Genomic DNA, 26,807 nt, shown 5'->3' with positions numbered 1-26,807 from the left:
GAACGCTCACAACGTGCCGGAACCGACTGGCCGGCACACTCCCGACCGCGACGCCGGGAGTCCCACCAACACGCGGATCATGCCGGACGACCGGCCGATTCCGCCGGCTGCGTTCCCGGACCGTCCGATCCCACCTGATCGTTCGCCCACACCGAATCACCGCGACACGACGCCGGATTCGCCCTCATCGCCGCGACACCCCGACCAGTCGAATGGTCCCGACTCGGATAAGCCCGAGATCGACCACGACACCCGTGAGCCCCACGACCCGGCGAACCCCGGGCGCACCGACGAAGGTGCTCCCGATCGTGCCGATACCAGCGAGGGCAACGAGGCGCCGACGCAATGCCGCAGCGACGGCGAACCGGTCAACGTCGCGACGGGGGAGTACTTCCTGCCGCTGACCGACGTCGAGCTACCAGGTGTGCTGCCGCTGCGCCTGACGCATCGGCACCGTTCGCGGTATAGATGGGGCCGCTGGATGGGTCCGACGACACCGTCGACCTTCGACGCGCGGGCCCTCGTCGGCGACGAACTCGTCACGATCGTCGACGCCGACGGCACTTTGACGAATTTCCCCAATCCCGAAGGTGATTCGGTGTCGCGGAGTGTCAACGCGACCGATTGGGAGCTACGGACGACCCCAACGGGCGGTTATCGGGTCACTCACATTCGCGACCGTCTGAGCTGGTTCTTCGTCCCGATCCCCGAACTCAACGGGGTCGATGTGCGCGCCGGGGACATCGCGGTCTCGGCGATGACCGACCGCCACCACAATCGGATCGAGTTCGTCTTCGACGAGCGCGGCCGACCGTCGGCAGTGGAACATTCGGCCGGCTACCGGATCGAGGTGCAGTGCGACGGCGCCCGCATCCTCGGCTACCGGCTGACCGCAGGCGTGGACGGTGTCCCGGTCGACCAGCAGTTGTGCACCTTCGACTATCACCAGGGCAATCTCGCGGCGGTTACCAACGCAGTCGGTGGCACAACGTATTTCGGCTACGACGACGCCGCGCGCATGACCTGGTGGCGTGACTCGCTGGGCATGGAGTACTGGAACCGCTACGACGACCTCGGACGCGTGACGATCCAGTCCGGCATGAACGGTGTGTGGTCGGGCCGATTCGAGTACCACCTCCGCCCAGATGGCCTCGGCTCGTACACGACCTACCGCGACGCCGTCGGCGCGACCACCGTATACGGCATCGACACCGACGGACGCGTGCGTCAGGAAGCCGACGCGGCCGGACGGATAACCTACACCGACTACAACGCCAACCGTCAGCCGCTGTCGATCACCAGTCCGGGTGGCGCGCGGACCATTCTGCGCTACAACGGTATCGGTGACGTGGAGTCGATCACGGCCCCGGACGGCAAGGTCACCGAGATCGCGTATGCCGGACCCGACTGTCCGGAGCGGATCGTCGAACCCGGCGGGATCACGACGCGGATCGCCTACGACGACAACGGCTTACCGACAAGCGTCGTCGACAACGCCGGTGCGGTCACCAGCTACACGTATGACGAGCACGGCGCGCTGACGTCGCGCACCGACCCTGACGGCGTTGTCGTACGTTATCGCAACAACGCTGCCGGGCTTCCGGCCGCGATCTCGGACACTCTCGGCCACACCACGCACGTCAGTTGCGACGGCTTCGGGCGTCCGACCGAGGTCGTCGATGCCGAAGGCGCACGGACCGTCGTCACCTACGACGCGATGGGTAACCGAACGAGTGTCACGGCGCCGGATGGCGGTCAGTCTCGATGGCAGTACGACGGCGAGGGCAACTGCGTCGCATACACCGATCCCGTCGGCGCGGTGACCCGTTGGGAGTACGGGCATTACGACCTGCCGGTCGCACGGATCGACGCCGACGGGTCTCGCACCGAGTTCAGCTACGACGCCACACGTCGCCTGGTCGCGGTCACCAACCCCGACGACCTGGTGTGGACCTACACCTACAACGCAGACGGGTCCCTGGCGTCGGAGACGGACTTCAACAACGCGACAACGACGTATATCTACGACGATGAGGGTCGACTGGAGTCACGCACGAACGCCGCGGGGCAGACGGTGTCGTTCACCTACGACGCAGTCGGTCGCCTGATCAGTGACCTCACCGCCGATCCGGTCAATCCCGACCTCGACGGCGAGACAACGGAATACAGCTTCGATGCCGCTGGTCGACTCGAGAGCGCGGCCGGTGTCTTTGGGCGCTGGCATACGAGTTACACCGCTGCTGGGCTGCCGCAGCTCACCGGTGTTGAGGACGCGCAGAGCGATTGGGTCATCGAGTCTGCCTGGACTGGTGCAGGACGCCTGGCCTCGCTCACGTCACCGACAGGTGTCAACACCCGGTACGGCTACGACCCGCGCGGGGTTCTCGACTTCCTGTCCAGCGCGGGACGCTCCTGCGACATCACTACGAGTCCGACAGGTCGTGAGCGGCGTCGGCGCTTCGAGGGCTCGGCCATCGACTCGACGTGGGATCCGGTGGGCCGCCTTATCGGGCGGACCGTCATGGCTGTGGCGGAGCGCCCGTCGGGCTTGAATCTCGGGGTCGGTGGAGCGAGCGCGGGGGAGAAGCGCCCCGATCGGACTGTCGCAGCTGCCGAGTACAGCTACCGTTCTGACGGCATCCTCACCAGTTTGACGTCGACACTGACCGCTGGTCGTACCGACTACCGGGTCGACGTGCTCGGGCGGGTGGTCGCCGCGACGAGTCCTGCGGGGTCGGAGCAGTTCTCGTACGACGCGACCGGCAACATCACCGAGTACGCATCCACGGGTGAGAGTAACCACGACCCCGAGGTGCGAGGCGCCAGCGACCCATCGCTCCCTGAGGTGCGAGGCGCCAGCGACCCCTTGCTCCCTGAGGTGCGAGGCGCCAGCCGAGCCTCGAAGGGCCGCCGCCGCTACTCCGGCACCCTCCTCGTCGACGACGGCCGCACCTCCTACCGCTACGACGCCGCCGGTCGGGTTATCTCGATGAGTCGTCGGCGGCTGTCACGCAAACCGGATGTCTGGCACTACGTCTGGGATGCCCACGATCACCTGCGGTCGGTGACCACCCCGGATGGCACGGCGTGGTCCTACACCTACGACCACGTGGGACGACGACTGTCGAAGACGAACCAGTCGACCGGCGCAACCACACGCTTTCACTGGCACGGCGAGCATCTCGTCGAGCAGATCGACATCGCGCCTGGTCCCGAGCAGGAGTTGCAGGCGACCACGTGGAGTTATTCGCCGGCCGCCTTCGTCCCGCTGGCGCAGACTTCCACATCCGAGCCGATCAGCCCGATCGAGGATGGGCCAGGGCCCGGTGGCACAAGTGGGCAGGACGGCGATCTCAGTCTGAATCTCGGCGGCAGGACTCCCGCTACGCAACCGGCGCTGCAGTGGTCGCAGTCAGAAGTCGACCGGGAGTTCTTCGCGATCGTGACCGACCAGATCGCCGCACCGACCGCGCTGATCGAACCGAACACAGGCGAAGTCGCCGGCCGATCGGTCAGGACTCTGTATGGCAAGACCGCATGGACCGGAGCATCAACACCCTGGTCGTACCCCGGTCAGTACTTGGACACCGAGACCGGACTGCACTACAACCGTCACCGCTATTATCACCCGAGCACCGGTCTGTACCTCAGTCCGGACCCACTCGGGCTGGCGCCGGCGCCGAACCCTTATGCCTATCCGCGTAACCCAACGATCTGGGCCGACCCTCTCGGATTGGCGCCGACCGGCTCTTGCGACGACTCGAGTAGGAGGCGCCGAGGTCGCGACGTCCATAGCGCCGATGACGCGCAACCCAACCGACCTCCGGATAGATCTCCGGAAGGTGCAGGACGTCGTGGCGCGTTCCGTCAGGCCAAGCGAGATTGGGGAATCCCGGTGTCACAGCATCCGTATGAGGTGCTCGAGAACCTCGATAGACGGGAAAATAGGCAGCCCGGTTACAGGTATAGGTTTAGAGTGAACGGTCGGACAATCGAAATCCGTGACGATGCTGGCGGACACGTCTTCGCAGATGATCCCCGCCAGAATCGGGGCCCACATTTCAATACCCCAGATGGCGAACACTATGACTATTGAGATCGAAATTGAGGATGCGAGCACGTGGAGAAACTTCACGCCACTAGAACGTGCTGATTTATTCGTCCTGGACATCAATGTCAAGCGCCGCAGTATTCACGAAGCGCGAGGTCATGAAGAGATCGCCGAGATGATCGTGGACCGGATGGGCGACAACCCAGAGTGGAAGTGGCAGCTACGAGTGTTCACCGTCCACGACGTGATCCCGAATCGTCTGGCTCGGCTGCGGCTTGAGCGTAGCGGGCCTTGGTCTCAGTTTCCGGAACTATTAGCGGACACGGGGATACAACGAGTCTCATTACTACACGACTATGACGATGGCACGACTCAAGCGCTCGGTTATGCTGACGTACCCCTCACGGTGGCGTACTTCGGAGCGGTTTCTCATGGGAATGCAATCGGTGTCGTCCGTCGTCGCGACACACCAAGCAGGGCCGTAGGAGCGTTTGGCCACGAACCCGTTGGCCGCGAGAAGCTCCTGTTTGAGTCGGTGAGACTCATCGAAAAGGGCGAGCTGGTTATACGTTCATATGGTGCATTTGACGATCGAGACCACGGGTTTCAGTTTTTCGGCGACTACGACACAGTAAGCGCGATGAAAGATGTTATTCAGAAGAATTAACTGCAGTTCGAAGAAGAAGCCGAACACCGGTAATCTGGCTCTTCCCGATTGACGGTTGGATCTGACCCCGGTAGTCGATGTGGCAGGTCCCCGATAGCCGGTCCAGGCAGTTCTAGAGCCAGTTCCTTCTAGCTGTCGGTCAGTCGATCTCGCAGCCCACGGGGTGATGCTGGTGGGTGCATCGGGCACTGTACTCGGCCGGCGTCTGGTAGCACAGCGCCGAGTGGCGGTGCCGGTGGTTGTGGTCGTCTTTGAAATCGCTGATCACCACGCGGGCTTCCAGCAGGGTGGGCCAGCAGTTGCGGTTCAGGCACTCGTCGCGGAGCCGGTTGTTGAACGACTCGATGAACCCGTTGTTCCACGGCGTGCCGGCGGGATGTAGGAGATCCCCACCGAGATGCCCCGAAGGGGACGATCGACTCCTACCTGCAACTCGATTCGGTGAACAAAGTTGGCCTCGATCAGATCCATGCCGACCTCGGGTACGGCTGGGCCTTCACAATTCGACCGACGTTGGTTGAGTTGGATGACGACCTCTTCACCTTGACCATTTGGGGCACCGGCCTCGAATTCGCGACCACCTCCGCCCATCGCTTATACCGCGAAGCGTGGGTGCGATTTTTTGTCGTACCGAATACAGACAGGACGGACCGAATCAGGACAGAAAGGGGAGCGAGGCTACGAGCGCTTCAGAGCTAGGCGTCGTTTCTCCACTTGAAGTTTATGGTGTCCGTTTGCGACGAGTACCCGCTGACCGAGCCCTGCTGATCCCGCGAGAGGATCACCTGCAGGCTCGGCGACGACTGCCGATCTTGCGCGTCGCACTGATCAGAGGGGTAGTCATAGCGCCGTCGTCGTGGGCCGACGATGACGGGTACACCACTCTCCGATTGAGTGGGTCCCCCACGTGCCCACGTGACTGACATATCCGGTTCGGAGCGGGGACCGTTCGTCGCCGATCGAAAATGCAGTTACTCAAGCGTTCAATGCGTTTGGGCACGAAGAAGCCGACCATCGTCGGGAGAGGTTGTTCGATGACGGATACCGATGGGGACCCTCAGTCCCGGCTTGATGGCTTGAAGCTACGACTAAACGAAGCCGTTCGACACTTCGAGCAGGTCGCTGGCGAGAAAGTCCGTCGAGCAGAGCTTCCTGGCGAGTTTCCGGACAGTCCTGGCGGGTTCTTGAGCGTTGACCCGGACGGCAGATATCGCTTTGAGATCAGAGAAAGGGGCGAACCTGCGGCTCTGATCGTCTCCGACCGAATCGACGAAGTCGTGCTCGGCGTTATGAGCGATGTCGCCAGCAGCCATGCTCAAAGCGCTGCGCTGCGACATCCGGACTATGAAAGCGTCAATGACGCTCGGAGACTATGGTTCCCGCGGTGGAGCCGACTGATGCACTCTCTGTCTCCCGAGTGGGGCAGGCACACCGATCTTGAAATCAGTGAGATCTTGAAGACGTACCCGTTCGACTGAACGTCTCGGCATGCCTAACACTCTGCAAGGGCGATGTATCGATTTAGTGCGTATCTCGGGAAGCCGTGCCCGCTACCGCGGGAGTCGGAGCATCGCTGGATCTGCTGTGGCCAGGATGACGCGGTCGTCTCTATTTGCCGACTGGCCGGCGCAGAGTCACACCCGCTGATAAAGCCCCGTCGGTCCCACGGGGAACGTCACGTGCGAGCTTGACGGCGGTTCCCGACCTTGCGCATCACACCGATCAGCCCGAGACCGACGCTGGGCGCGAGATCTCCGGCCCGGCTGAGGACCCCACGCCACCGCGGCAGTACTCGGAAGATCTGGCGGCTGTTCATGAGTTCCATACCGGCGCGAACGACCGCCGCCTCGTCGAGCGGTCGGGGCCCGGCAAAGAGCATCGCGGCACCCAGGTCTTTCGCGTGTGAGGTCACCATCTGCGTGTTCACGACATCCGGGCACAGCGCGCGAACCCGGATGGGCAGACCCGCGTGCCGCAGATCGCCCTCCAACGAGGTCGTATAAGACAGCACTGCTGCCTTGGTGGCGGCGTACAACGCCAACCCCGGCACCGGAGCAAGCGCCGATAGAGATGCGACGTTGAGGATGACCCCGCCACCGGTGTGGCGCATTTGCGTAATCGCGGCAGCCGATCCCGCCATCACGCCACGCACATTCACGTCGAGGATGGTCGCGATCTCGTCGTCGGAGTGCTCCCACGCCTCTCCCGCATAGAGAACGCCGGCATTGTTCACCCAGACTCTCAACTGCCCGAGTGCAGCAGCTTCCTCGGCTATCCGGCGATGCGACGAGATGTCTCGCACGTCCTGCTGCAGGCCGACTGCGCCGCTACCGATGCCGGCTGCGGCACTTTCTGCCGCTGCGCCGTCGACGTCGGTCAGGATCACCCGATGTCCCTCCTCTGCGAGACGACGGGCAAAAGCAAGGCCGATACCGCGACCGGCGCCGGTGACAACTGCTGTGGTGGGCATGCCGGGACTCTACTGTGCGTCCCTCGGCCCAGGCGTGGCATGTCTCGACCCGCCCACGTCCGGTGATGTTGTTGCAGAAGTCGCCAGAGCCTGAACGCCGAGCACTTATGGTGGCCCCATGGACACCGACGCCACTCGTCGTCTCGATGAACTCGCGTACATCGAGGCCATCAAGCAGCTCAAGCACCGCTACTGGCGGGCGTGTGATGCGAAGGACGTCAACGGCTTTCGATCCTGCTTCATCGCTCGCGGTGCACGCATCGACTACGGCCAGCTCGGCACCTTCGACGACGCGGAGCCGATGGCGAGGATCTTCGAGCAGGTCGCGCTGCACCAGGTCGACGGTCGGTACGTCATCTTCGACATGCATCACGGCTTCCATCCCGACATCACGCTGACCTCAGACACCACGGCGACGGGCCGCTGGACCCTGAAGTTCCGTCAGGTGAACCTGCTTGACCGCACCGAGACCGTGATGACAGGGGAGTACGACGACGAGTACATCGTCGAGGACGGCGAGTGGAGAATATCGGCCAGCACGCTCACCGAACGCTGGTCCCTGCGGCGACCGCTCGGTGACGACGCCACAGTGCACGCGGGAACCTTCCAGGGCTGACCTACCACTCGTCACGTGGCAACGTGGAACCCATGTCCGATCCCGAGCACACCCCCGACGGCCATCACGTCGTGATCAACGGCCGCAAGTGGCGTGCCACCGACCCGCTCATACCGGACGAGCGCCGATCCGAACTGCAGTCGATCCTCATGGCGTGGCGACGGGACGTGAAACGGACACAGGGTGCGCCCGAGTCGCGCGCCGGCGTCCAGGCGGCGAAAGTCGCGTTGGGGGAGCGAGGTACTCCCTGGTGGGAGCAGACCGACGATGAGCGTCGTGCTCGCTGGGAGAACGAGGTGCCGCGACCGAAGGACGCGTGACGCTCAGCGAGGAACGATCGACTCGGCCGCGTATCGTCCTGCGCGCTCGAATGTTTCGGTGATGTCCAGGTCGGGATCGATCCGCCAGTATCGCATCGTCGACAGGTAGATCGCCGCCACCATCTGGGCGAGGAACTCGACCGGATGGTCGGTGCGCACGTCGCCTTGTTCCAGGCCCGGCTCGATCAGACGCCGCACTTGAGCGGTGAACAGATGGCTGCGCTCGCCAAGGCCCTCCGACGCCGTCGCCAGACGCTCGATCTCTCCGGTCACCACACGCATGTAGTCGGGATCGGAAAGCGATGACTGCGCGAAGTCGATGAACACGCCGACCACGCGATCGTGGGTACTGACCGGTCGTCGCAGCATCGAGTCGACGACGCGCCCGAAGACGCTCATCAGCTCGGCGTACAACGCAGTGACGAGATCATCCTTGCTGGGGAAGTAGTTGAAGAAGGTCGCGCGGGAGACCTCGGCACGCTCCGCGATCTCCTCGACCGTCGCATCCGTGCCGCGGGTGGCGAGGAGGTCGCGAGCCGCGGTCAGCAGTCGGTCGCGCGTCTGCTGTTTGTTCTTCTCACGACGTCCGACGGGCGCAGCCTCGGTCATCTGTGTGCCTCCATCCGGTCGACGAGCCACCACTCCGTGCCCGTGCCGACCAATTCTTGCATTCGCCCACCGATTTCTGGATGGTCGTCTAAGTTTTGCCTCTAAGTCCACTGTGACGTAGGACACGGGCTTCGATACGCGACGTACTCGCTGCGTTCGTTCGGCGCTACTCAGCCGGCGGGAACAACGAGACGCGGTTCAACGAGGGGTGGTGAGAGCTCATGCGGGTCTGTCGGCCCCGGCGGGGAGGGGCCATCGCCAAGCGCTGGAGGGTCGGCGCCCGAGCCGGCAACGGTCGTGGAGTCGTTGCGCCGCCTGTTGTTCTGACTTCCAATCCAGTTGCAGCCCAGCACAATTAGCCACCCGAATTTTTCCCGAACATCCGCATATCCGACACGGTCGGGTCTACAGTCACCACGACGCCGACCACCGATCACGGCTTCCGCAGCACCCCGCGCGCGGCGTCATCTCCTATCGAAGGGATCGCAGTTGAAATCACCAGTTGCACTCAAACGCGTCGTACGCACGACCGCCGTCCTCGGCTGCGCGAGCGTCCTGACTCTCGGCACACTCACGGCATGCGCCGACGACAGTTCGGACAGCTCGAGCGCCGGAGAGACCAGCTCGCTACCCAGCAACGCGGCGACCGGCGACCCGATCAAGATCGGATTCATCACGCCCGAGGGCGGTGCGGTGACGACGCCGATGGTGCGCGAGGGAGGTGAAGCGGCCGTCGAATACCTGAACAACAACGGCGGCGGCATCGGCGGGCACAAGATCGACCTCGTGGTGTGCAAGCAGCAGGAGGAGCCGGCCTCGGCGACCAAGTGCGCCAACCAGATGGTCGAGGAAAAGGTCTCGGTCGTCGTGTCACCGCTCGGCGCGCAGGGTGCGGTAATGCTGCCGATCGTCGCCGGCGCCGGAATCCCCTACGTCGCACAGGCTCCGGTCTCACAGGCCGAGATGGCGACGCCCGGGTCGTTCATGCTCTCCGGCGGCATCGTCGCGGTGCTCGCCGGCCAGGCCGCCACCGCCGCAAAGGACGGCCTCAAGAAGGTCAGCCTCATCATCGGCGACTCCGGCGACGCGGCCGCGTCGGTCAAGGCACTCGGTGACCCGATGTTCCAGCGCGCGGGCGTGGCCCTCAACGTCGTCACGATCCCGACCGGTGCCGCGGACCTGACCCCGCAGATCACCGCCGGCCTCGCCGACAACCCCGACGCGGTGAGCATCCTCGGTGACACCCGCCAGTGCATCTCGGTGCTCAAGACGCTGCAGACCGTCGCACCGGACGCCAAGAAGTACCTGATCGCCAGTTGCCTCGACAAGCCCGTCCTCGACGCCGTCGGCAACGAGGCCGTGTCCGGCTCCAAGGCGTTCACCACGGTGAACCTCAGCTCCGACGACCCGAGCGTCACCCAGTACCGCAGCGTCATGGCGCAGTACGCCCCGGACACCGATCCGGCCGGCCTGGCCTACATCGGCTACCAGGTCGTCGCCGCGCTCGGGGAGCTCAACGGCCTCGACGGAACCGTCGACGCGCAGACGTTCAAGAAGGCGCTGGCCGGGGCCAAGGACGTACCGCTGCCGGCTGCTCCGGGAATCACCTTCACCTGTGACGGCAAGGCCTTCCCGCCGCTGACGTCGCTGTGCAGCAAGGCGATCCTGGTCAGCGACGTGACCGCCGACGCCAAACTCGAGAACACCGTCGCCACCAACACCAACTGATTCCGAACAGATCGGGGCCGCGTCCCGGCGCGGCCCCGATCGAGGAGTTCCATGACCGACCATCTCGCGTTCCTGATCCTCGGCCTCGGCAACGGGGCCGTTTTCGCCGCACTCGGTCTCGCCCTGGTGATGACCTTCAAGAGTTCCGGCGTGGTCAACATCGCCACCGGCGCCGTCGCCCTCTACGCCGCCTACACCTACGCCTTCCTGCGGAAAGGGGAACTCCTCAACCCCATACCCGGCTTCCCGACGACCATCGACCTGGGGTCGGATGTCGGAGTCGCTGCCGCGGTAGCGATCTCCGTGGTGATCGCGGCGATCCTCGGTGTCATCCTGTACCTGCTCGTCTTCCGCCCGATGCGGACAGCGCCCACCCTGGCCAAGGCGGTTGCGGCCATCGGCCTGATGATGGTGATCCAGGCGCTCATCGGACTACGCGTCGGGGAGAACACCCCGAGTGTCGGACCCATCTTCAAGGTCTCCACGTTCAAGATCGGCTCCAGCGCCGTGCCGACGGACCGCCTGCTGCTCGCGGTCGTCATCGTCGGTCTGGCAATCTGCGCCGGACTCGTCCTGCGCTACACCCGATTCGGCGTCGCCACCGAGGCCGCCGCCGAATCCGAGAAGGGAGCGCTGGTCACCGGGCTGTCGCCCGATCGCATTGCGGTCGCCAACTGGGCCCTCTCCTCGGCAACCGCCGGACTCGGCGGTGTGCTGATCGCTCCGATCGTGCCACTCAACCCCGTCGCCTACACGATGTTCATCGTGCCGGCGCTGGCCGCCGCACTCGTCGGCAACTTCACCGCCATCTCGGTGACCGTCGCCGCCGGACTCGTCATCGGCATGCTCCAGTCGGAGGCCACCAAGCTGCAGACGACCTGGGACTGGATGCCCGACGCCGGTGTGGCCGAGGCGGTTCCGCTGATCCTCATCATCGGATTCCTCCTCGTCCGCGGACAGCCCCTGCCCGGACGCGGAGCAGTCATCCGCCAGGACCTCGGCCGCTCACCCCGCCCCGAGCATCTGCTGGTCCCGGGGATCATCGCCATCGTCGTCGCCGTCATTGCTCTCCTCACCACCTCCGGCAGTCTGCGGCTGGCCGTGATCGCCACCATGATCTACGCGATCATCGCGCTATCCCAGGTGGTGGTCACCGGATACGCCGGACAGGTGTCACTGGCACAGCTGACCCTGGCAGGAGTCGGGGCGTACGCACTGAGCAGGCTGACCGACGACCTGAATCTGCCCTTCCCGATCGCACCGCTTCTCGCCGCCTGCGCCGCGACGGTCATCGGCGTCGTCGTGGGACTGCCGGCCCTGCGTGTGCGTGGTTTGCCCCTCATGGTCGCAACCCTCGCCCTCGCGGTCTTCTGCGAGGCGTTCTGGTTCCGAAACCCGTCCCTCAACGGCGGTCTGCAAGGCGCACCGGTGGATTCACCGTCGATCTTCGGCATCGACCTCGGCATCGGTGCGGGCGAGGGCTATCCGCGTCTCGCGTTCGGCATCCTGTGCCTCGTCGTCCTGACGGTCGTCGCCTACGGCGTCGCGGCGCTGCGTCGTAGTGGTCTGGGAGCGTCGATGCTCGCGGTCCGGGCCAACGAACGGTCGGCGGCCGCCGCCGGTATCAACGTCGGGGTCACCAAACTGGTCGCCTTCGCGTTCGCGTCGTTCCTGGCCGGCCTCGGCGGCGCGCTTCTGGCCTACCAGCAAACCCTCGCGACGGCCGGCACGTATGCGGTCTTCGCCGGCATCGGCCTCTTCGCGGTCACCTACGTCGCCGGCGTGACGTCGATATCCGGCGCGCTGCTGGCGGGAGTCATCGCACCCGGCGGCGTCATGTACTTCGTCGCCGACAAGTACGGCTCCTTCGGCGACTACTACATGCTCATCAGCGGAATCCTGCTGGTGCTCACCGTCGTCACCAGTCCCGACGGGCTCGCCGGGTACCTCCACAAGGTGCCGTACCCGGGTCATCGCGGCACCCCACGCCGGTTGAGCCGACACCGAGCGAAGCGAGGCGTCGCGTCGAAATCGTCGACGGAACAACCGGTCGCCGTGCCTGCGACGCCGACCACCGACGTCACGGCGCCGCCGACCGGGTCGACGATCCTCTCGGTCCGTGACGTCACCGTCCGCTACGGTGCGGTCACCGCGGTCCACGACGCCGGCTTCGACGTCCGGTCCGGTGAGATCGTCGGCTTGATCGGCCCGAACGGCGCCGGCAAGACCACACTCATCGACGCCATCAGCGGTTTCGCGACGGCAGACGGCTCGGTCACCCTCGACGGTGTCTCGCTCGACGGTCTGGCTCCGCACCGCCGCAGTCGTGCCGGACTGGGGCGTACCTTCCAGGACATCGAGCTCTACGGTGAACTGTCCGTCGCCGAGAATCTGGCGATCGCCGCACGACGCGCACCTGGCGACACGTCCGAGAACGTGCGAGATGTGCTGCAGATGCTCGAGATCGAGCAACTCCGGGACATTCCGGCCGCAGATCTGTCCCAAGGGCAGCGGCAGCTGGTGGCGGTCGCGCGGGTACTCGCCGGTCAGCCGCGCGTGGCCCTTCTCGACGAGCCCGCAGCCGGACTCGATAGCACCGAGAGCCGTTGGCTGGGAGAAAGACTGAGAGCTGCTCGCGCTCACGGTGTCTCGATGATCCTGGTCGATCACGACATGGATCTGGTGCTGAACCTGTGCGATCGGGTGATCGTGCTCGACCTCGGTACCGTCATCGCCGACGGCACACCCGATGAGATCCGGAGCTCGCCCGCAGTCGTCGGGGCCTACCTGGGCACACCGTCGTCGGCGATGGCCGGCCCAGAGGACGCCGGGACAACCGGGGAACCCGAAGGCGCACAGCCGAAGTCCGAGGTAGTGGGGGAGATGTCGTGACCGTGCTGGAATGTCGCAACCTCGACGCGGGCTACGGCCGCGGGAACCCCTGCGTCCACGGGCTCGACCTGTCCGTGAACGCGGGAGAGATCGTCGCCCTACTCGGGCCGAATGGAGCCGGGAAGACGACGCTGCTGACGACTCTCGCGGGGTTGCTGCCCCGACTCGGCGGGGACGTCACCGTCGCCGGGCAGGCGGTGCGCTCCGGCGATGCCCGTGCGGCGGTCCGCGCCGGTCTTGTGCTGGTGCCCGACGATCGTGCGCTGTTCCGCCGTCTGACGACCCGTCAGCACCTTCACCTGGCAACCCACCTGAAGGGCAGGACACGTGCCGAAGCGCTCGACAAGGTGCTCGCGCACTTCCCGTCACTGACCAAACGTCTGTCGGTGGCGGCCGGGGATCTCTCGGGTGGCGAACAGCAGATGCTGGCCATCGCGCGTGCGCTCCTGCAGAACCCGAAGGTCCTGCTCATCGACGAGCTGAGCATGGGTCTGGCACCCATCGTCGTCGAGTCGATCCTGCCGGTCCTGCGCGACGTCGCCGACACCGAGCAGACGGCGGTGATCCTCGTCGAGCAGCATGTCCGGCTGGCTCTCGGTATCGCCGATCGTGCCGTGGTGTTGGTCCATGGGGAAGTGGGTCTCGAGGACTCGGCAGCCGCGTTGTCGACGGACATCGAGCGGATCGAGGAGGCCTACCTCGGGACGGCACGCGCGTAGACGTTCGCGACCGCGCCTCGCGGAGCCGTTGACCGGCGTACCCGGCGGTGTCGCCTCAGGCGGTCTCGGGCGGGGGCCGGTAGATCGCGTCGGTGATGCGGTTGGCGATGTCGGCGTGAGTCAGAAAACGAGCGGGAGACATGAGTTCGGCGCACACCGCGCTGACCATGAACTCGACGGCGGCCTCGGCGTTGGGCGACAGGTAACGAGCCACGGGTGACTCGGTGATGAACGCCAGTGCCCGGTCGGTGACGATGTCGATCAGTGTCGGGTGTCCCTCGCGCCGGATCAACCAGGGTGTCAGCGACGCCGCGTCGTACCGTAGAGCAGCCTGGACCAGTTCGCTGTTGGCGTTGTAGTCGAGGACCTCGCGGACCAGCATGTAGATCGTGTCCCGCGGATCATCGGCAAATCGCAAGCGGGTCAACATACCCCGTTCCAGCGCATCGAGCTCGGACGATACGATGGCCGAGAGCAGCTGATCGCGGGAGGCGTACCGGCGGTAGATCGTCGCTCGGCTGATGCCGGCCTCCTTGGCTGTTCGCCGGAGACCCGGACAACCCGGGTGAGGGACGCGGCTGGTTGCTGAGCCTGGAGCACCGCCCGTCGGACAGACGGTCACGGTTGATCGTGCTGCGTGCCGATCGTCCCGGCGACGGGCCGGTCGCGGTGGCCACGCTCCGTCATCACGTGCCCATGACGTTCCATGGGGCGTACAAGGCGTCGCCCTGAACAGCGATCGGGCGAAGCAATGTCGTCAAGTCACCGTCCGGGTACGTCCCATTCCAGAGTCAGGGACGTCATTCCGGACACCTGTGCGACATGGTCCTCGATCACGGCATCGGACGGCACGCGGTAGTTCGGAATCCGCTTGTGCCATTCCTCGATGACGATCTCGAGTTCCAGGCGTGCGAGGTGGGAGCCGAGACAGCGGTGGCGACCCGCCCCGAATGCTATGTGGCGGTTCGGGTTTCGTCCGAAGACGATCTTGTCGGCGTCCTCGAACTCACGGCTGTCACGATTGGCGGCCGCAGTCGACAAAATGACGCGATCGCCCGCCTTTATCGGGCAGCCACCGAGTTCGGTATCGGTGGTCACCACTCGACCTGTGTTGACCACCGATCGCGCGCGAAGCATTTCTTCGGATACCTCGCGCGGTGTGACGGTGCCGTCGACGACCAACGCACGCTGGTCGGGATGCTCGGCCAGGTAGTGGAAGATGTATGCGAGTGCACTCGCCACCGTGTCGAGACCCGCCATCCAGAGCTGGAACAGCATCGACAACGCCTCTTCGTCCGACATCGGACGAGCGCTCTTGAGTGGTTCATTCACGATCACACTGATGAGATCGTCCTGCGGCTCTTCCCTTCGGGCCGTGATCATCCCGGCCAGATACCCCATCACTTTGCGACGCACGCCGGTCCGGACGGAGAAGTCCGGATCGTCTTCGGTCTTGGTGTGCATGATGACGTCGATCCAGTCGAGCAACATCGGCGCGTCGTCGATGGGTAAACCCATGATGTCGAGGAAAATTCGCGTCGGCAGGTCCTTGGCGAAGTCTGCTACGAACTCGATCCGTCCCTTGTCTGCAAGCGCGTCGATCAGTCCACACGCCAACCGGCGGATGTCGTCAGCGCGGTCGGCGATCGCCTTGGGGCCGAAGTGCGAGGAGATCAGTGCGCGATACTCGGTGTGCATCGGAGGGTCGATCTCCACCGGTATCCATCGCTTCTTCGTCTCGAAGGCTTCATCACTCTCGAACGCCTCAAGGGAGGTGCTCGAGAACGTCTCCCAGTCTTGGAACGCTTCGAGGACTTCGTGATAGCCGAGGACGTACCAGACCGGCCGGGGGGCCGCGGTTCGGTTCACCTGTACGGGACATCTGTCGCGCTGCACGTCCCACTGACCGAACTGGTCGAGGCGGATCGCCTCGTCGGTTCGATGATCAAACGTCGTTTCACAAGCGGAGGGTGAGACGGTATCGGACATCAGTGATTGCCTCGCAGTCGGGTGACACGGTCTTCGGTGGAGCCAAAGCTACCATCGGCATCGCTAACATAGTTACCCTAGTTGAAAGTTCGATCCGGTGCGCCGCTCCGCGACGCCTTCACATCCGATCCACCCAGAGGGAGACACAGTGAGACTACGACTCGACCGAGAGCGCTGTGTCGGACATGCGCAGTGCCATGCGACCGCTCCGGAGTTCTTTCCCATCGACGACGAGGGTTTCAGCGTCGTGGAGGACCAGTCGGTGCCAGACGACGAGCTCCCCGTCGTCCGCGCCGGGGTGAACGCTTGCCCTGAACGCGCACTCATCCTCGATGACGAGACCTGAACACCGGAACCCGGTCGGACCGATCTATGAAAGTACGATCGACGTCGGGAGCGACGAAGTACACTGGGTAAACCTTGTGACGTTCGGTGGCGATGAGAGGGGCCGCAGTGCGCGTGTTGATAACGGGGGTCAGCGGTCTCGTCGGCCGCACGACTGCTGCACGTCTGGTCGGGGCGGGTCACCAAGTTGTCGGAGTCAGCCGAAGCGCGCCGCTCGAGTTGCCTGCGGCGGTGACGCATGTCCGCGGCGACATCAGTGACGACTTCGTCCTCGCAGAGGCCTGTGAAGGGGTTGACGCGGTCATTCACTGCGCGTTCATGCTTGACGCCCGCGAGGGTCTGGAGGCGATGGAACGCACCAACGTCGGCGGTACCCGGAAACTGATTCGCGCAGCCGAGCGAGCGGGAGTCCGGCGCGCCATCTTCCTGTCCTCGGTGACGGTATACGGACCCCGCAACAGTCCGGAGGAGCCGCCGCGCGCGGAATCCAGTGGCGCGACACCGCACCCGGACCAGCCTTACGCGGTACACAAGGCCGAGTGCGAACGGCTCTTCGAACAGTCCTCGTTGTCATCGGTACTCGTCCGAGCCGCCATCATTCTGGGCCGCGGAACCGACAATCGACTGCAGGAGAATCTGGCGGGGTCTCACCACATCGGGGCCAGCGGACCCGAGTTTCCCTGGCAGGTCATCCATCACGACGACGTCGCGAGTTTTCTGGCCTCGGCTCTGACGTCCGATCTCGAAGGTGTGGTCAATCTCGGCGCCGACCAACCGGTCAGCCAGAAGCGCATCGCCGAGATCCTCGACCGCAAACTGCTCGCCCTGCCTCACGGTGCAATGGTCAATGCCGCCAAGGTCGCCGGCGGCGCACTCCACGTCACTGCCGGTGAAGTTGCCGCCGCGCTGCGCATGCCCATGGGCGACTTGACCGAACTGAAGGAGAAATGGGGGTTCGTCCCGGTCTGGAACGGGCCCGAGACGGTACTCGACACCCGTCTCGCGGTCGTCGGTCGAACCACCCGCAAGGGACGCGTCGTCGCAGCCCACGGCCGTATCCCTTATCTCCATCAGATCGTGCCGGCCGACGCGCCCGCGACTGACGGGGCACCGCTGGCGTTTTCGGGACCCGAGGACCTACGCGGCGAGTTCGACACACCGATCGACCGGCGTTTCCCGGTGTACTCCCAGACGAACCTCGCCGAAGCCCTGCCGGGCCCGTCGAGTGTGCTCACCCTCGACGTCCAGGGACGGGCACTACGCGGCACCACGTCGGCAGTGGCCGAGTTGCTCGGACTGTCCGGCGCACTTCGCAACGAGGCGTCGGCACGATTGCAGGCGGTCCATGCCCACCGGATGTACATCAACGCATCAGCCACGTACCACGTGTCTCTGGCGATGCCCGGCACCAGCCCGGAGGAACTCGCCGCACAGTTCACGGGCAATCACGCCGATGAACTACCTGGCGGACAGTCCGCGGTGGAAGGCACCTATGTCCCAGCCGAGACGTCCGCCGCGGCAAAGGCGAAGACCGCCGGCGCCGTCGGCCTGAGAGTGGCGGCACTCGTCCGATCCTCCGACAAGGACGTCGCGGAGGTTCGGGCTCAAACCGCACGGTTGGAAGGTTTCCTGCCCGAGCTCGACGCGATGTCCGACGAGAAGCTCTGCCAGGTGCTGCTTCTCGCCGGCGATCTGCTCGCCTACGCGTGGACCGTCCAGGGCGTGGTCAACCTGGTCAGTGGAGCAGCACTCACGGTCGCGTCCAAGAAGTCCGAGGGCAACCTCGACCTCGGAGACGATCTCGAGAGCGGCGCAACTCTGCGAGGCGTGCGCGAGCTCGCCCGCGCGGCCGCGGGGGACCCTGCGGTCACCGAACTTCTGACAGACCGCTCACCGGGGCTACCGGATCGAGTGCGGGAACAGGCACCGTCTTTCTGGACGAAGGTCGAGTCGGCACTGGAGCGTTTCGGTCACCGAGGACCCGCAGAATCCGAGTTCGACGCAAAGTCGTTCTCGGACGATGTGCAGAGTTTCCTCGTCACGGTCGGCCGCGCGGCAGCGTCCGCAACTCCCGGCAAGACGCACACCGCGGCTCCTCGTCAGTTGTCCCTGCCGGAGAAGCTCGCCGCCCGACTGTTGCGGCAACGGGAACAGAACCGTGATCGATGCGTCCGCCTCGCGTGGATCATGCGCCGCCTGGTCCGGGAGCACGGGCAGCGCCTCGTTCGTCAGGGGCGGATCGATCAGCCTGACGATCTGGTCCACCTGACGCTGCGTGTCCTCATCGATCCACCGGAAGATGCCAGAAAGACCATCGAGGCACGAAAAGCCGAGCGCCACAGGTTGGCTCAGCTCCACATGCCACCGATCTTCGCCGAGAAATGGCAGGCTGCCGAAGTCCTGGCCGCGCTGCGGCCCGGGGAGAGGCTCGACGGGATCGGCATCTGCGGCGGTAAGGTCGTCGGTCGTGCGAGACTGGTGGAACCAGACACCATCGACGACGTCGAACCCGGCGAGATCATGATCGCCCACGTGACGGACATCGGATACACGGCGCTCTTCGGTCACGTCGCGGCCGTCGTCACGGATATCGGAGGCGTGATGTCGCACGCCGCGGTGGTCGCGCGGGAGTTCGGAGTTCCCTGCGTGGTCGACACCCAGGTGGCAGCCTCCCGAATCCAGACCGGTTCCCTCGTCGAGGTCGACGGCACGGCCGGTACTGTCACTGTGCTTGAGCCCGGGTCCGCTGACCACGCTCTCGTGTCGAACCCCAGATGAGTATTCGCGCGATAGTCTTCGACTGGTCTGGCGTGCTCACGGAGTCTCCGCTGTCCGGGTTACGCCGATACAGCGCTGAGCTCGGACTCCCGGAGGAATCGCTCGACGGGTTCGTCCGCGGGGATGCCGAGTTCGCTCGAGTCGAACGCGGCGAGCTGTCCGTACGCGCCTTTCTCAAAGGAGTTTGCGTCCGGGTCAAGGAGAGACACCACATCGACATCGACATCCGGAGACTGGCGGCAGCCATGGCGGAAACCCGCACGCTACGACCCTCGATGCTCGCCCTCGTGGAGGAACTGACACCGAACTATGCGCTCGCGATTCTGACCAACAATGTTGGGGAGAATCGCGAACATCTGGCCGCCACCCTGCCTGTCGACAGTTTCGATCACATCGTCAACTCGGCGGACGTGGGTGTTCGAAAACCGGATCCGGCAATCTACCGGGAGCTGCTGCGCCGCTTGGGCTGCGACGCCGCCGAAGTCGTCTACATCGATGATTTCGACGAGAACCTGCCGGCGGCGGCCGATCTCGGGATCACGACCATTGCCTTCCGCGGCGCCGACGATCTGCGTGCGCGACTCAGTGCCCTCGAGATCCTCTGAACCTCAGTCCATGACATCACGGACACGGGTGTTCTCGTGTCCGGCGAGCAGTGCGCGGTTGGAGTTCTCCATATGTCGCTGCCAGTGGGCGGCAGCGCCTGCTCCATCACCGGCGCGGAGCAGATCCACGAGCTTCTGATACGAGCGGACCAGCTTGTTGTACTGCGACTTGGTCATGGGACCGTCCCCATGAATGGTGCTTGCGATGTGTCGTTCGGCAATTTCGTTGAGCATGCCCGCGATCATCGCCAGCGCCGAGTTGCCCGAGAGCTCGATCATCCGCCGGTGGAAGAACACCGACGCCCTCGCAAGGGTCCCGTCCTCGTAGGCTTCCTTGACGTTCACGTCGATGATGGACTGCAACTCGTCAAAGGCGGCGGTGTTGCCGGTGCCGGCCAGGATCTCGGCCGCCGCCGGCTCGATGACCATGCGCGCCTGCATGACCTCGGAAAGCGAGGTTCCCGACAGCTCCAGTAGTAACCCGGCCGGGCGGGCGACGATCTCCGGACCAGGGATGCGGATCCGCGCACCGGTCCTGGAACCGCGCCGTACCTCCACCAGCCGTTCGGATTCGAGGACACGCACCGCTTCTCTGAGTGTGGGCCTACTGACCTGGAAGTGCGCCATCAGTTCGGCCTCGTGCGGCAGGAAGTCCCCCTCCACGAGCTGGCCGTCGACGATCATGCGGCGGAGAGTGCGGGCCACCAATTCGGCAGTTTTGGGGGAGCGGATGGCACCCGAGGTGGAGGTCTGCGGCGCCATCATCGGGGCCAGATTGACGGGCTTGCTCATGCGCGAGTTCCTCCTGCGGTCGCCAGGGCGCCGGCGACGGATGAATGATCCGTGAGGCTCGGCGATCTGGACGACTCGGCGATGTGGTGAGCTGGTGTTCAACTCAGTGATACTTCTCGATCTTAGCGAACCGACGAGAACTCTTGGGCCGCGAGTGCGATCGCGGCGCCGGCATAGCGGGCTCGGGCCCGTCGGTTGATCAGGAAACCCGGGCACGAAAGAAAGCCCACGTCCGGCAGATTCGTCCGTTTGGCCAACATTTCGACGGCTTGCGCGGAATCGCCGCAGACCGCGATCGACCACAGCATGTCGTCGGTCACATGGTGCCCGATCGCAGACGGATCCTGTCGGAATGTGCGCCGGATGGCCTCGACCTCGTCCTGCCAGCCGTGCAGTTCGACGAGCGGATCATAGGTTTTCACGGTCAGGTAGAACGCGATCTGTCGTCGGGCTGCGGCGATCGCCGACTCGGGGTCGTCGTCGTCGACGGCGGTGATCACCCATCCCCATCGACGGATCTCCCCGATCTCGCGTCCGGCGTCTGCCGCCCCGACCGACAGTTCTGGAAGTACTGCCTCTGACCACCAGCGATCAGTGAAGATGCCGTGTCCCAGGATTCCGTCGGCATCACGACCGACGGTACGGACCATGTACTTGTTGAACGCACCGATCAGGATCGGAACGTCGATCGGCCCGAGAACGGGTGCACGCACGTCGGCGTCGATCGAGTAGAAGCGGCCGTCCATTCGGACACGTTCACCGTTCTGCGCCAGCAGAAACGCCCGGATCGCACGAATGAGCTCGGACATGCGCGGCGCCGCGTGTGAGGAGTCGATGCCGAACCAGTCACGATTCATCCGGAAGCTACCGGCTCCGAGGCCGAGGAAGACCCTGCCGGGGGCCAGCCTGTGCAGGTGGCGCAGCGCGGAGGCATGCACGAACGGGGAGCGGGCAAAGGCGTAGGCGATACCCGGACCCACGGAGGCCGTGGAGGTCCCGAGTGCCATCTCGGTGGAGGTGACGTACGCGTCGATGTCGGCGAATTCGCCGCTGCAGAAGGCCACCGCGCCCGCGTCCTCGGCGGACCGGGCCTGTTCGGCCCCTGGCCATGGAAGCCCCCACTGCATACGATCCTCCGCTCGTCGACGTCCGACGGTAATGTCGGTTCGCAGCAATCTTACTGAGTAAGCTAGGTAAAGTCTCAGGTGTGACCGACTTCGGTCTATCGACTTCACGACACGAGGACGACAATGCCGGCTACGACGCCCGACGACGACTTCCGCGCGGAAGTCCGCGACTTCATCGCTGCGAACGCGCCTGACATTCCTCCTCGAGCCGGGGTGCGGAGTGCCGAGAACGAGGCCGAGCTCGAACTGCTGAAGGCGTGGACCGCAGCTCTCTACGGAGCCGGCCTTGCGGGCGCGGACTGGCCACTGGAGTTCGGCGGCAGGGAGCAATACTCGCCTCGCCATGACATCGTCGTCGGGGAGGAACTCGCACGAGCGGGCGTCCCAGGGGTTCCGAGCGCAGGCACGCTGGTCGCCCATGCCCTCATCGAGCAAGGCTCCGATAGTCAACGCCGGCAACACCTTCCGGCGATCCGTTCCGGACGCGAGCTGTGGTGCCAGCTGTTCAGCGAGCCGGGCGCAGGAAGCGATCTCGCGTCGTTGCGCACGAAGGCAACGAAAGTCGAGGGTGGTTATCGGATCAGCGGCCAGAAGGTGTGGACCACCGACGGCCACTGGGCAGACTACGGATACCTACTCGCGCGCTCGAATCCTGATGCCGCGAAACACAAGGGGATCAGCGCGTTCGTCATGGACATGTCCGCGCCCGGCGTGACCGTGCGTCCCCTGCGTGAACTCACCGGCACCTCGGACTTCAACGAGGTCTTCATCGACGAAGCCTTCGTTCCCGACGAGGCGCTGATCGGCGCGGAGGGTCAGGGATGGCGTATCGCCTCGGAAACGCTGAGTCGCGAGCGAACCAATGTCGGGGCCATCGTGGTCCGGCTGGAGCTGGCACTCGAGGCGATCACCGAACTGGCGCGAACCGTCGACGTCGACGGCGAGCCGGCCATCGCCGACGGCGCCGTGCGCGAGCGTCTGGGATCCTTTGCCGCCTCGGTGACCGCACTGGCCGCGCTGACCACAGACACCATCGACAGGTGGCTGTCCGGCAGTGAACGCGTCCACGATGCAGCGATGGGCAAGCTTATGTTCTCCGAACTCAATCTGGATATGGCCGAGTTCGCCCTCGACCTCTGTGGCGCAGCCGGCGTCGAGCTGACCCCGGACATGCATCGGTGGCAAGACGAGTGGCTCTACGCTCGCGCCTACACCATCGCCGGGGGATCCTCGGAGATCATGCGAACCATGATCGCCGAACGGGGATTGGGTCTACCGCGCAGCTGACCACGCCGCAGACGCGGACGGCCACTCGCACAAGTAGGCGGTGGGCCTCAACGGACGAGCGCGCGGCGCCGGTCTCGGACGGTGCCGTCGATGTTCCCGTTGACCTTGATCCGCCGGAGGTACAGATGGAGGTCGTGTTCCCAGGTGAACCCGATTCCCCCGTGGACCTGCTGTGCAAGGCCCGCAACAGAATTCGACGCCATCGCCGCATAGGCGATCGCCGCGTCCGCGGGCCGACGCCGTTCGGCGTCACCGGCGGCGAGTGCGTCCACCGCCGCAGCGAGGGTCGCTTCAGCAGCTGCGACGAAGACCGCCATCGAGGCGCAGTGGTGCTTGACGGCCTGGAACGACCCGATCACCGCGCCGAACTGTTCTCTCTGGCGGGCGTACTCGACGGTGCGGTCCAGCAATTGCGCTGCGCCCCCAACTGAATCGAAGGCCCGGTGCACAGCGGCAGCATCTCTGTACCGCGCCGCGGTTCCCGGTGGCAGTGGGGCGGATTCCACCGCCGATACCGCCACGTCGAACTGCGCGCGTGCCCAGGGCCGTGTCAGATCGATGGTGCCGATCGGCGATACCGTCACGCCGCCGTCATCTGGGACGACATACAAGACGTCGTCGTCGGTGATGACGCCGACAATCCGATCGGCGGACGGCACTGACACGAAAGGCGCGCTCGCACCGACAATCCTGGGACCGGTGACGCGTTCCCGGTACGCCGCCGTGGTCAACGTCATGTAGTTGCCGGCGACGTGCTCCGCGAGTCGGTCGGCGAGGCCGGCCAACTCGAGGACCCAACCCGCCAATGCCACCTCAGCGACCGGTACCGCGCTTGCTGCACGACCGTGCTCGGAGCTCAGCACCGCCAGATCGGCCTGGGACCCGCCGGCATCGGTGGTGAGGATTTCCGCGATACCTGCTGTCCCGATATGCGCCAGCGCCCGCGGGTCGGCTTCGCTGACCCCGTCGGATGCGCTATGGCGCAAGAACTCGACGGGATCGTGCTTCGCAAGCCATGCGCGTTCTGACTTCGCCAGCTCGCATTGCTCTTCGGTGAACAGCACAGATGCTCCGATCCGGAGGTAACCTAGTGAACTATGTCCGATGCCCGCGCTCAGCTTACGCGGTCGGCTCTCGGTTGCCGCGAAAACGACGCGACAAGCATGCCGAGTCCTCGGGACCAGCGGGGAAATCGCAGGTACTGTATCGATCTCGAGTGCCTCGCCCCAGAGACGGCGTGATCACGACGGCATGGGGTCATCGCGTTCATCTCCGGGGGCATCAATCGGCTGCTCGCGAAGCGGGAGGGAACATGGTTTCACGGCAGATGCCCCGGAAGGTGCCGCGGCAAGAGCGATCGCAGCGCATGGTGGCCAGGATTCTCGACTCGTGTTCGGCTCTGCTCATCGAGCGTGGCTATGACGGGGTGTCGACCCACCGAATCGCAGAGGACGCGGACATAAGCCCGGGCAGCCTCTATCAGTACTTCCCCAACAAGGACGCCATCGTGGCAATGACGGTCGAGAGGATGATAGAGAAGATCTCGACCGAGCTGCTCGCCGCTCTCGAGATCGAGGCCGAGGTGCCCCCGCGGGAACAAATTCGTCCGGTGGTCAACGCGGCCCTCACGGCTGCCGAACTGAATCGCGAACTGGTACGCGTACTCGTCGAGCAGATGCCGCGCCTCGGCGGTTCGACCGCGATCATGCGGGTCGAGGAACGAGCGCGCGAGATGATCGCGCAATACCTCATCGCCGCGCCACCGGCGGATCCTCCGGAGAACTCCGCGACGCTGGTGTGGATGGCATTCCAGGCGGTGCAGCAGCTGAGCGTTCGCTACGTCCTGGACCGACCGGACATCCCGCGCGACGAGTTCGTGGCCGAATTATCCCGCCTCCTCGAGGCACTCATAGATCGGGTGTCCTGACCCGTCCCAGCCCACTCCAGTGGGGCGCTCGTCCAGTTTCGCCAAACTGACAACAGGGGTTATCTAACTAGGTACGCTCCGTTCGTTCGGTGCGATGTGACGCGCAACACCGTGGGGGTAGGGAGTTCGAATGGCCATAGCGTCCGGTCCGCAGCGCGGCTCAGAGCCCGCTGCCGGCGAGATCGGGCCCGCCAAGGACAGCGACGCCGTCGGCGAGATCGGGGACTGGGGAAGCGGCTACGTCCAGCGGCATCCCAAGGCGTCACTCGAGACAGTCGGTGAGCAGTTCGTCCTCGGGGTGCGCTCGATTCAGTGGTTGTTCGCCGACATCGCGACCCGGAGGTTCCCGTACCGGGAGTTCGTCGAGCAGGCCGCGTTCATGGCACGGACCGCGGTGCTCCCGACACTCCTCGTGGCCATCCCGATCGGCGTGACCCTCTCGATCCAGTTCGCGTTGCTCGCCGGCCAGGTCGGCGCGACCTCGCTCGCCGGCGCCGCGAGTGGACTGACCGTGATTCGCCAGGGCGCACCGCTCGTCGCCGCGATCCTCATGGCCGCTGCCGTCGGCTCGGCCATCTGCGCCGACCTCGGTTCACGCCAGATCCGCGAGGAGATCGACGCCATGGAGGTGATGGGCGTCCAGGTGGTGCGCCGTCTGGTCTCGCCTCGCCTCGCCGCCGGGATCGTTGTGTCCCTTGCACTCACCGGTCTCACGTGCTTCGTCGGCTTCTTCGCCGGATACCTCTACAACACCTTCGTCCAGGACGGCACACCCGGGAGTTTCGTCTCGACCTTCGCCTCCTTCGCCACTGTGGGTGACTTCATCCTCACGATGATCAAGGCGGTGGTCTTCGGCGCGATCGTGACCATCGTCGGATGCCAGAAAGGCCTGTCCGCCAAGGGCGGTCCAGCCGGTGTCGCCAACGCGGTCAACGCGTCGGTGGTCGCCTCGATCCTGCTGCTCATGATCGTCAACGTCGTCTTCACCCAGGTCTACGAGCTGGCCTATCCGCGGCAGGGGTTCTGATGACCGTCGCACGGTATTACCCGCCGGGAGTCGGGCCGCTGCTGGCACGCCTGCGCGGCCTCGGTGGTCCGATCACCCAGGTCGGCCACATGATCACCTTCTTCCTGAGGACCGTCGTCTCGATCCCGACGATGCTGCTGCACTACAAGCGCGAGTTCGCGCGCGTGCTCTCGGATGTCACCTGGGGCAACGGATCGATCGTGGTGGGCGGCGGCACCGCCGGCGTGATCATCGTGCTCGGCGCCACCGCAGGTGCGATCGTCGGTATCGAGGGGTACAGCGCCCTGGAGTTGCTCGGCATGGGGCCAGCCACCGGATTCATCTCGTCCTTCGCCTCGACCCGCGAGCTGGCCCCGATCATGGCCGCGCTCGCGTTCGCCGCCCAGGCCGGGTGCCGCTTCACCGCACAGCTCGGCGCCATGCGGATCTCCGAGGAGATCGACGCCATGGAGTCCATCGCGATACGACCCATCCCGTACCTGGTGACGACACGGCTGATGGCGTCCGTGGTCGCCGTCATCCCGCTCTACATCGTGTGCCTCGGGGTGAACTACCTCGTGTGCCAGCTGGTCGTGAGTCTTTCGGGCGCCGGTTCGTCGGGCACCTATCTGCACTACTTCACCCTCGTCCTCAGCGGCACCGACATCGCCTATTCGATCCTCAAAGCGGTTGTCTTCGTGTCGATCACGACGACCATCCAGTGCTACTACGGCTTCTACGCCTCGGGCGGTCCGCAGGGCGTCGGGGTCGCGGCGGGCCGGGCGATGCGCACCGCGATCACCGTGATGATCATCGTCAACATGCTGCTGACCATGGCGTTGTGGGGCGTCAACGCCGGCGCGAGGTTCGGAGGCTGAC

Annotated in this window: 23 protein-coding genes and 2 pseudogenes; 16 read left to right on the top strand and 9 right to left on the bottom strand. The window is 65.0% G+C overall.

Going from position 1 to position 26,807, the window contains the following annotated elements; translation table 11 throughout:
• Positions 1-13: 13 nt before the first annotated feature.
• Together BPODLACK_RS23500 and BPODLACK_RS07675 are read left to right on the top strand one after the other, a co-directional pair.
• On the top strand, positions 14-4,096 hold the full coding sequence (locus BPODLACK_RS23500; protein ID WP_236577627.1) for an RHS repeat-associated core domain-containing protein: 4,083 nt from the start codon (positions 14-16) through the stop codon (positions 4,094-4,096).
• A complete protein-coding gene (locus tag BPODLACK_RS07675; RefSeq protein ID WP_024497985.1) occupies positions 4,086-4,718 on the top strand; it encodes a hypothetical protein in 633 nt (210 codons plus the stop codon). Before BPODLACK_RS23500 ends, BPODLACK_RS07675 begins: the two co-directional genes overlap by 11 nt.
• Before the next feature lie 139 nt (positions 4,719-4,857).
• Here the strand turns inward: BPODLACK_RS07675 and BPODLACK_RS07670 are convergent.
• A pseudogene (locus tag BPODLACK_RS07670) lies at positions 4,858-5,094 on the bottom strand (integrase core domain-containing protein); the annotation flags it as partial.
• 658 nt (positions 5,095-5,752) lie between these two features.
• On the opposite strand from BPODLACK_RS07670, the gene BPODLACK_RS07665 reads away from it, so the two are divergent.
• The gene (locus BPODLACK_RS07665; RefSeq protein WP_159405023.1) at positions 5,753-6,196 is read left to right on the top strand and encodes an Imm63 family immunity protein; all 444 of its coding nucleotides are present in this window, start codon (positions 5,753-5,755) and stop codon (positions 6,194-6,196) included.
• Between the two features lie 197 nt (positions 6,197-6,393).
• Here BPODLACK_RS07665 and BPODLACK_RS07660 read toward each other — a convergent pair whose 3' ends face one another.
• Positions 6,394-7,188: an SDR family NAD(P)-dependent oxidoreductase gene (locus BPODLACK_RS07660; RefSeq protein ID WP_159405022.1), complete on the bottom strand. Its 795-nt coding sequence runs from the start codon at positions 7,186-7,188 to the stop codon at positions 6,394-6,396.
• Between the two features lie 118 nt (positions 7,189-7,306).
• Between BPODLACK_RS07660 and BPODLACK_RS07655 the strand changes: the two genes are divergently transcribed.
• A complete protein-coding gene (locus BPODLACK_RS07655; RefSeq protein WP_159405021.1) occupies positions 7,307-7,804 on the top strand; it encodes a nuclear transport factor 2 family protein in 498 nt (165 codons plus the stop codon).
• A gap of 32 nt (positions 7,805-7,836) precedes the next feature.
• Positions 7,837-8,124 (top strand): hypothetical protein, encoded by a 288-nt coding sequence (locus tag BPODLACK_RS07650; RefSeq protein ID WP_159405020.1) that lies wholly within the window; start codon positions 7,837-7,839, stop codon positions 8,122-8,124.
• A gap of 3 nt (positions 8,125-8,127) precedes the next feature.
• Here the strand turns inward: BPODLACK_RS07650 and BPODLACK_RS07645 are convergent, their stop codons facing one another.
• Entirely contained in the window at positions 8,128-8,733 is a 606-nt protein-coding gene (locus BPODLACK_RS07645) for a TetR/AcrR family transcriptional regulator (protein WP_024497977.1), read from the bottom strand.
• 489 nt (positions 8,734-9,222) lie between these two features.
• On the opposite strand from BPODLACK_RS07645, the gene BPODLACK_RS07640 reads away from it, so the two are divergent.
• The 3 genes from BPODLACK_RS07640 to BPODLACK_RS07630 are packed head-to-tail and all read left to right on the top strand — an operon-like array spanning position 9,223 to position 14,072.
• Positions 9,223-10,461 carry an ABC transporter substrate-binding protein gene (locus tag BPODLACK_RS07640; protein ID WP_024497976.1) on the top strand — a complete coding sequence of 413 codons (1,239 nt, stop codon included), beginning with the start codon at positions 9,223-9,225 and terminating at the stop codon, positions 10,459-10,461.
• 51 nt (positions 10,462-10,512) lie between these two features.
• Complete coding sequence (locus tag BPODLACK_RS07635; RefSeq protein ID WP_159405019.1) at positions 10,513-13,353, top strand: branched-chain amino acid ABC transporter permease/ATP-binding protein; 2,841 nt, start codon at positions 10,513-10,515, stop codon at positions 13,351-13,353.
• Positions 13,350-14,072: an ABC transporter ATP-binding protein gene (locus BPODLACK_RS07630; RefSeq protein ID WP_159405018.1), complete on the top strand. Its 723-nt coding sequence runs from the start codon at positions 13,350-13,352 to the stop codon at positions 14,070-14,072. Before BPODLACK_RS07635 ends, BPODLACK_RS07630 begins: the two co-directional genes overlap by 4 nt.
• Before the next feature lie 55 nt (positions 14,073-14,127).
• On the opposite strand, the gene BPODLACK_RS07625 is transcribed toward BPODLACK_RS07630, so the two are convergent.
• Both BPODLACK_RS07625 and BPODLACK_RS23890 read right to left on the bottom strand, forming a co-directional pair.
• Positions 14,128-14,490, bottom strand: coding sequence for a TetR/AcrR family transcriptional regulator (locus BPODLACK_RS07625; protein ID WP_236577639.1), 363 nt, complete (start codon positions 14,488-14,490; stop codon positions 14,128-14,130).
• A gap of 84 nt (positions 14,491-14,574) precedes the next feature.
• Positions 14,575-14,694, bottom strand: a pseudogene (locus BPODLACK_RS23890) (hypothetical protein); the annotation flags it as partial.
• On the opposite strand from BPODLACK_RS23890, the gene BPODLACK_RS07620 reads away from it, so the two are divergent.
• Entirely contained in the window at positions 14,655-14,804 is a 150-nt protein-coding gene (locus tag BPODLACK_RS07620) for a carotenoid oxygenase family protein (protein WP_236577626.1), read from the top strand. The pseudogene BPODLACK_RS23890 and the gene BPODLACK_RS07620 sit on opposite strands and share 40 nt — an antisense overlap.
• 30 nt (positions 14,805-14,834) lie before the next feature.
• On the opposite strand, the gene BPODLACK_RS07615 is transcribed toward BPODLACK_RS07620, so the two are convergent.
• Positions 14,835-15,941 carry a cytochrome P450 gene (locus tag BPODLACK_RS07615; RefSeq protein ID WP_159405017.1) on the bottom strand — a complete coding sequence of 369 codons (1,107 nt, stop codon included), beginning with the start codon at positions 15,939-15,941 and terminating at the stop codon, positions 14,835-14,837.
• A 268-nt stretch (positions 15,942-16,209) separates the two neighbouring features.
• On the opposite strand from BPODLACK_RS07615, the gene BPODLACK_RS07610 reads away from it, so the two are divergent.
• From BPODLACK_RS07610 to BPODLACK_RS07600, 3 genes are all read left to right on the top strand, one after another.
• Positions 16,210-16,407, top strand: coding sequence for a ferredoxin (locus BPODLACK_RS07610; RefSeq protein ID WP_159405016.1), 198 nt, complete (start codon positions 16,210-16,212; stop codon positions 16,405-16,407).
• Between the two features lie 92 nt (positions 16,408-16,499).
• Positions 16,500-19,184, top strand: coding sequence for an NAD-dependent epimerase/dehydratase family protein (locus BPODLACK_RS07605; protein WP_236577625.1), 2,685 nt, complete (start codon positions 16,500-16,502; stop codon positions 19,182-19,184).
• Entirely contained in the window at positions 19,181-19,789 is a 609-nt protein-coding gene (locus tag BPODLACK_RS07600; protein ID WP_159405014.1) for an HAD family hydrolase, read from the top strand. Before BPODLACK_RS07605 ends, BPODLACK_RS07600 begins: the two co-directional genes overlap by 4 nt.
• 3 nt (positions 19,790-19,792) lie before the next feature.
• Here BPODLACK_RS07600 and BPODLACK_RS07595 read toward each other — a convergent pair whose 3' ends face one another.
• Both BPODLACK_RS07595 and BPODLACK_RS07590 read right to left on the bottom strand, forming a co-directional pair.
• Entirely contained in the window at positions 19,793-20,581 is a 789-nt protein-coding gene (locus tag BPODLACK_RS07595; protein WP_159405013.1) for a FadR/GntR family transcriptional regulator, read from the bottom strand.
• A gap of 122 nt (positions 20,582-20,703) precedes the next feature.
• Positions 20,704-21,708 (bottom strand): LLM class flavin-dependent oxidoreductase, encoded by a 1,005-nt coding sequence (locus BPODLACK_RS07590; protein ID WP_159405012.1) that lies wholly within the window; start codon positions 21,706-21,708, stop codon positions 20,704-20,706.
• 123 nt (positions 21,709-21,831) lie between these two features.
• Between BPODLACK_RS07590 and BPODLACK_RS07585 the strand changes: the two genes are divergently transcribed.
• Positions 21,832-22,995, top strand: coding sequence for an acyl-CoA dehydrogenase family protein (locus BPODLACK_RS07585; protein ID WP_159405011.1), 1,164 nt, complete (start codon positions 21,832-21,834; stop codon positions 22,993-22,995).
• A 47-nt stretch (positions 22,996-23,042) separates the two neighbouring features.
• Here the strand turns inward: BPODLACK_RS07585 and BPODLACK_RS07580 are convergent, their stop codons facing one another.
• A complete protein-coding gene (locus BPODLACK_RS07580) occupies positions 23,043-24,059 on the bottom strand; it encodes an acyl-CoA dehydrogenase family protein (RefSeq protein WP_159405010.1) in 1,017 nt (338 codons plus the stop codon).
• 248 nt (positions 24,060-24,307) lie between these two features.
• Between BPODLACK_RS07580 and BPODLACK_RS07575 the strand changes: the two genes are divergently transcribed.
• From BPODLACK_RS07575 to BPODLACK_RS07565, 3 genes are all read left to right on the top strand, one after another.
• The gene (locus BPODLACK_RS07575; RefSeq protein ID WP_236577624.1) at positions 24,308-24,922 is read left to right on the top strand and encodes a TetR/AcrR family transcriptional regulator; all 615 of its coding nucleotides are present in this window, start codon (positions 24,308-24,310) and stop codon (positions 24,920-24,922) included.
• A gap of 130 nt (positions 24,923-25,052) precedes the next feature.
• On the top strand, positions 25,053-25,949 hold the full coding sequence (locus tag BPODLACK_RS07570) for an MlaE family ABC transporter permease (RefSeq protein WP_159405008.1): 897 nt from the start codon (positions 25,053-25,055) through the stop codon (positions 25,947-25,949).
• A complete protein-coding gene (locus tag BPODLACK_RS07565) occupies positions 25,949-26,806 on the top strand; it encodes an ABC transporter permease (protein ID WP_024499215.1) in 858 nt (285 codons plus the stop codon). Before BPODLACK_RS07570 ends, BPODLACK_RS07565 begins: the two co-directional genes overlap by 1 nt.
• Position 26,807 lies beyond the last annotated feature (1 nt).

It is taken from the genome of Gordonia sp. YY1 (assembly GCF_009872315.1).
Taxonomy (GTDB): domain Bacteria; phylum Actinomycetota; class Actinomycetes; order Mycobacteriales; family Mycobacteriaceae; genus Gordonia; species Gordonia amicalis.
The sequence above is the reverse complement of the archived record's forward strand: the minus strand, read 5'-3'. Positions and strand labels throughout refer to the sequence as shown.

What these genes read in the sequence shown, in the direction of transcription:
- BPODLACK_RS07575 (WP_236577624.1), top strand. Translation starts at nt 24,308, where the DNA reads ATGGTTTCACGGCAGATGCCCCGGAAGGTGCCGCGGCAAGAGCGATCG.
- BPODLACK_RS07635 (WP_159405019.1), top strand. Translation starts at nt 10,513, where the DNA reads ATGACCGACCATCTCGCGTTCCTGATCCTCGGCCTCGGCAACGGGGCC.
- BPODLACK_RS07655 (WP_159405021.1), top strand. Translation starts at nt 7,307, where the DNA reads ATGGACACCGACGCCACTCGTCGTCTCGATGAACTCGCGTACATCGAG.
- BPODLACK_RS07585 (WP_159405011.1), top strand. Translation starts at nt 21,832, where the DNA reads ATGCCGGCTACGACGCCCGACGACGACTTCCGCGCGGAAGTCCGCGAC.
- BPODLACK_RS07570 (WP_159405008.1), top strand. Translation starts at nt 25,053, where the DNA reads ATGGCCATAGCGTCCGGTCCGCAGCGCGGCTCAGAGCCCGCTGCCGGC.
- BPODLACK_RS07665 (WP_159405023.1), top strand. Translation starts at nt 5,753, where the DNA reads ATGACGGATACCGATGGGGACCCTCAGTCCCGGCTTGATGGCTTGAAG.
- BPODLACK_RS07675 (WP_024497985.1), top strand. Translation starts at nt 4,086, where the DNA reads ATGACTATTGAGATCGAAATTGAGGATGCGAGCACGTGGAGAAACTTC.
- BPODLACK_RS07590 (WP_159405012.1), bottom strand. Translation starts at nt 21,708, where the DNA reads ATGCAGTGGGGGCTTCCATGGCCAGGGGCCGAACAGGCCCGGTCCGCC.
- BPODLACK_RS07565 (WP_024499215.1), top strand. Translation starts at nt 25,949, where the DNA reads ATGACCGTCGCACGGTATTACCCGCCGGGAGTCGGGCCGCTGCTGGCA.
- BPODLACK_RS07600 (WP_159405014.1), top strand. Translation starts at nt 19,181, where the DNA reads ATGAGTATTCGCGCGATAGTCTTCGACTGGTCTGGCGTGCTCACGGAG.
- BPODLACK_RS07650 (WP_159405020.1), top strand. Translation starts at nt 7,837, where the DNA reads ATGTCCGATCCCGAGCACACCCCCGACGGCCATCACGTCGTGATCAAC.
- BPODLACK_RS07595 (WP_159405013.1), bottom strand. Translation starts at nt 20,581, where the DNA reads ATGAGCAAGCCCGTCAATCTGGCCCCGATGATGGCGCCGCAGACCTCC.
- BPODLACK_RS07660 (WP_159405022.1), bottom strand. Translation starts at nt 7,188, where the DNA reads ATGCCCACCACAGCAGTTGTCACCGGCGCCGGTCGCGGTATCGGCCTT.
- BPODLACK_RS07645 (WP_024497977.1), bottom strand. Translation starts at nt 8,733, where the DNA reads ATGACCGAGGCTGCGCCCGTCGGACGTCGTGAGAAGAACAAACAGCAG.
- BPODLACK_RS07605 (WP_236577625.1), top strand. Translation starts at nt 16,500, where the DNA reads ATGAGAGGGGCCGCAGTGCGCGTGTTGATAACGGGGGTCAGCGGTCTC.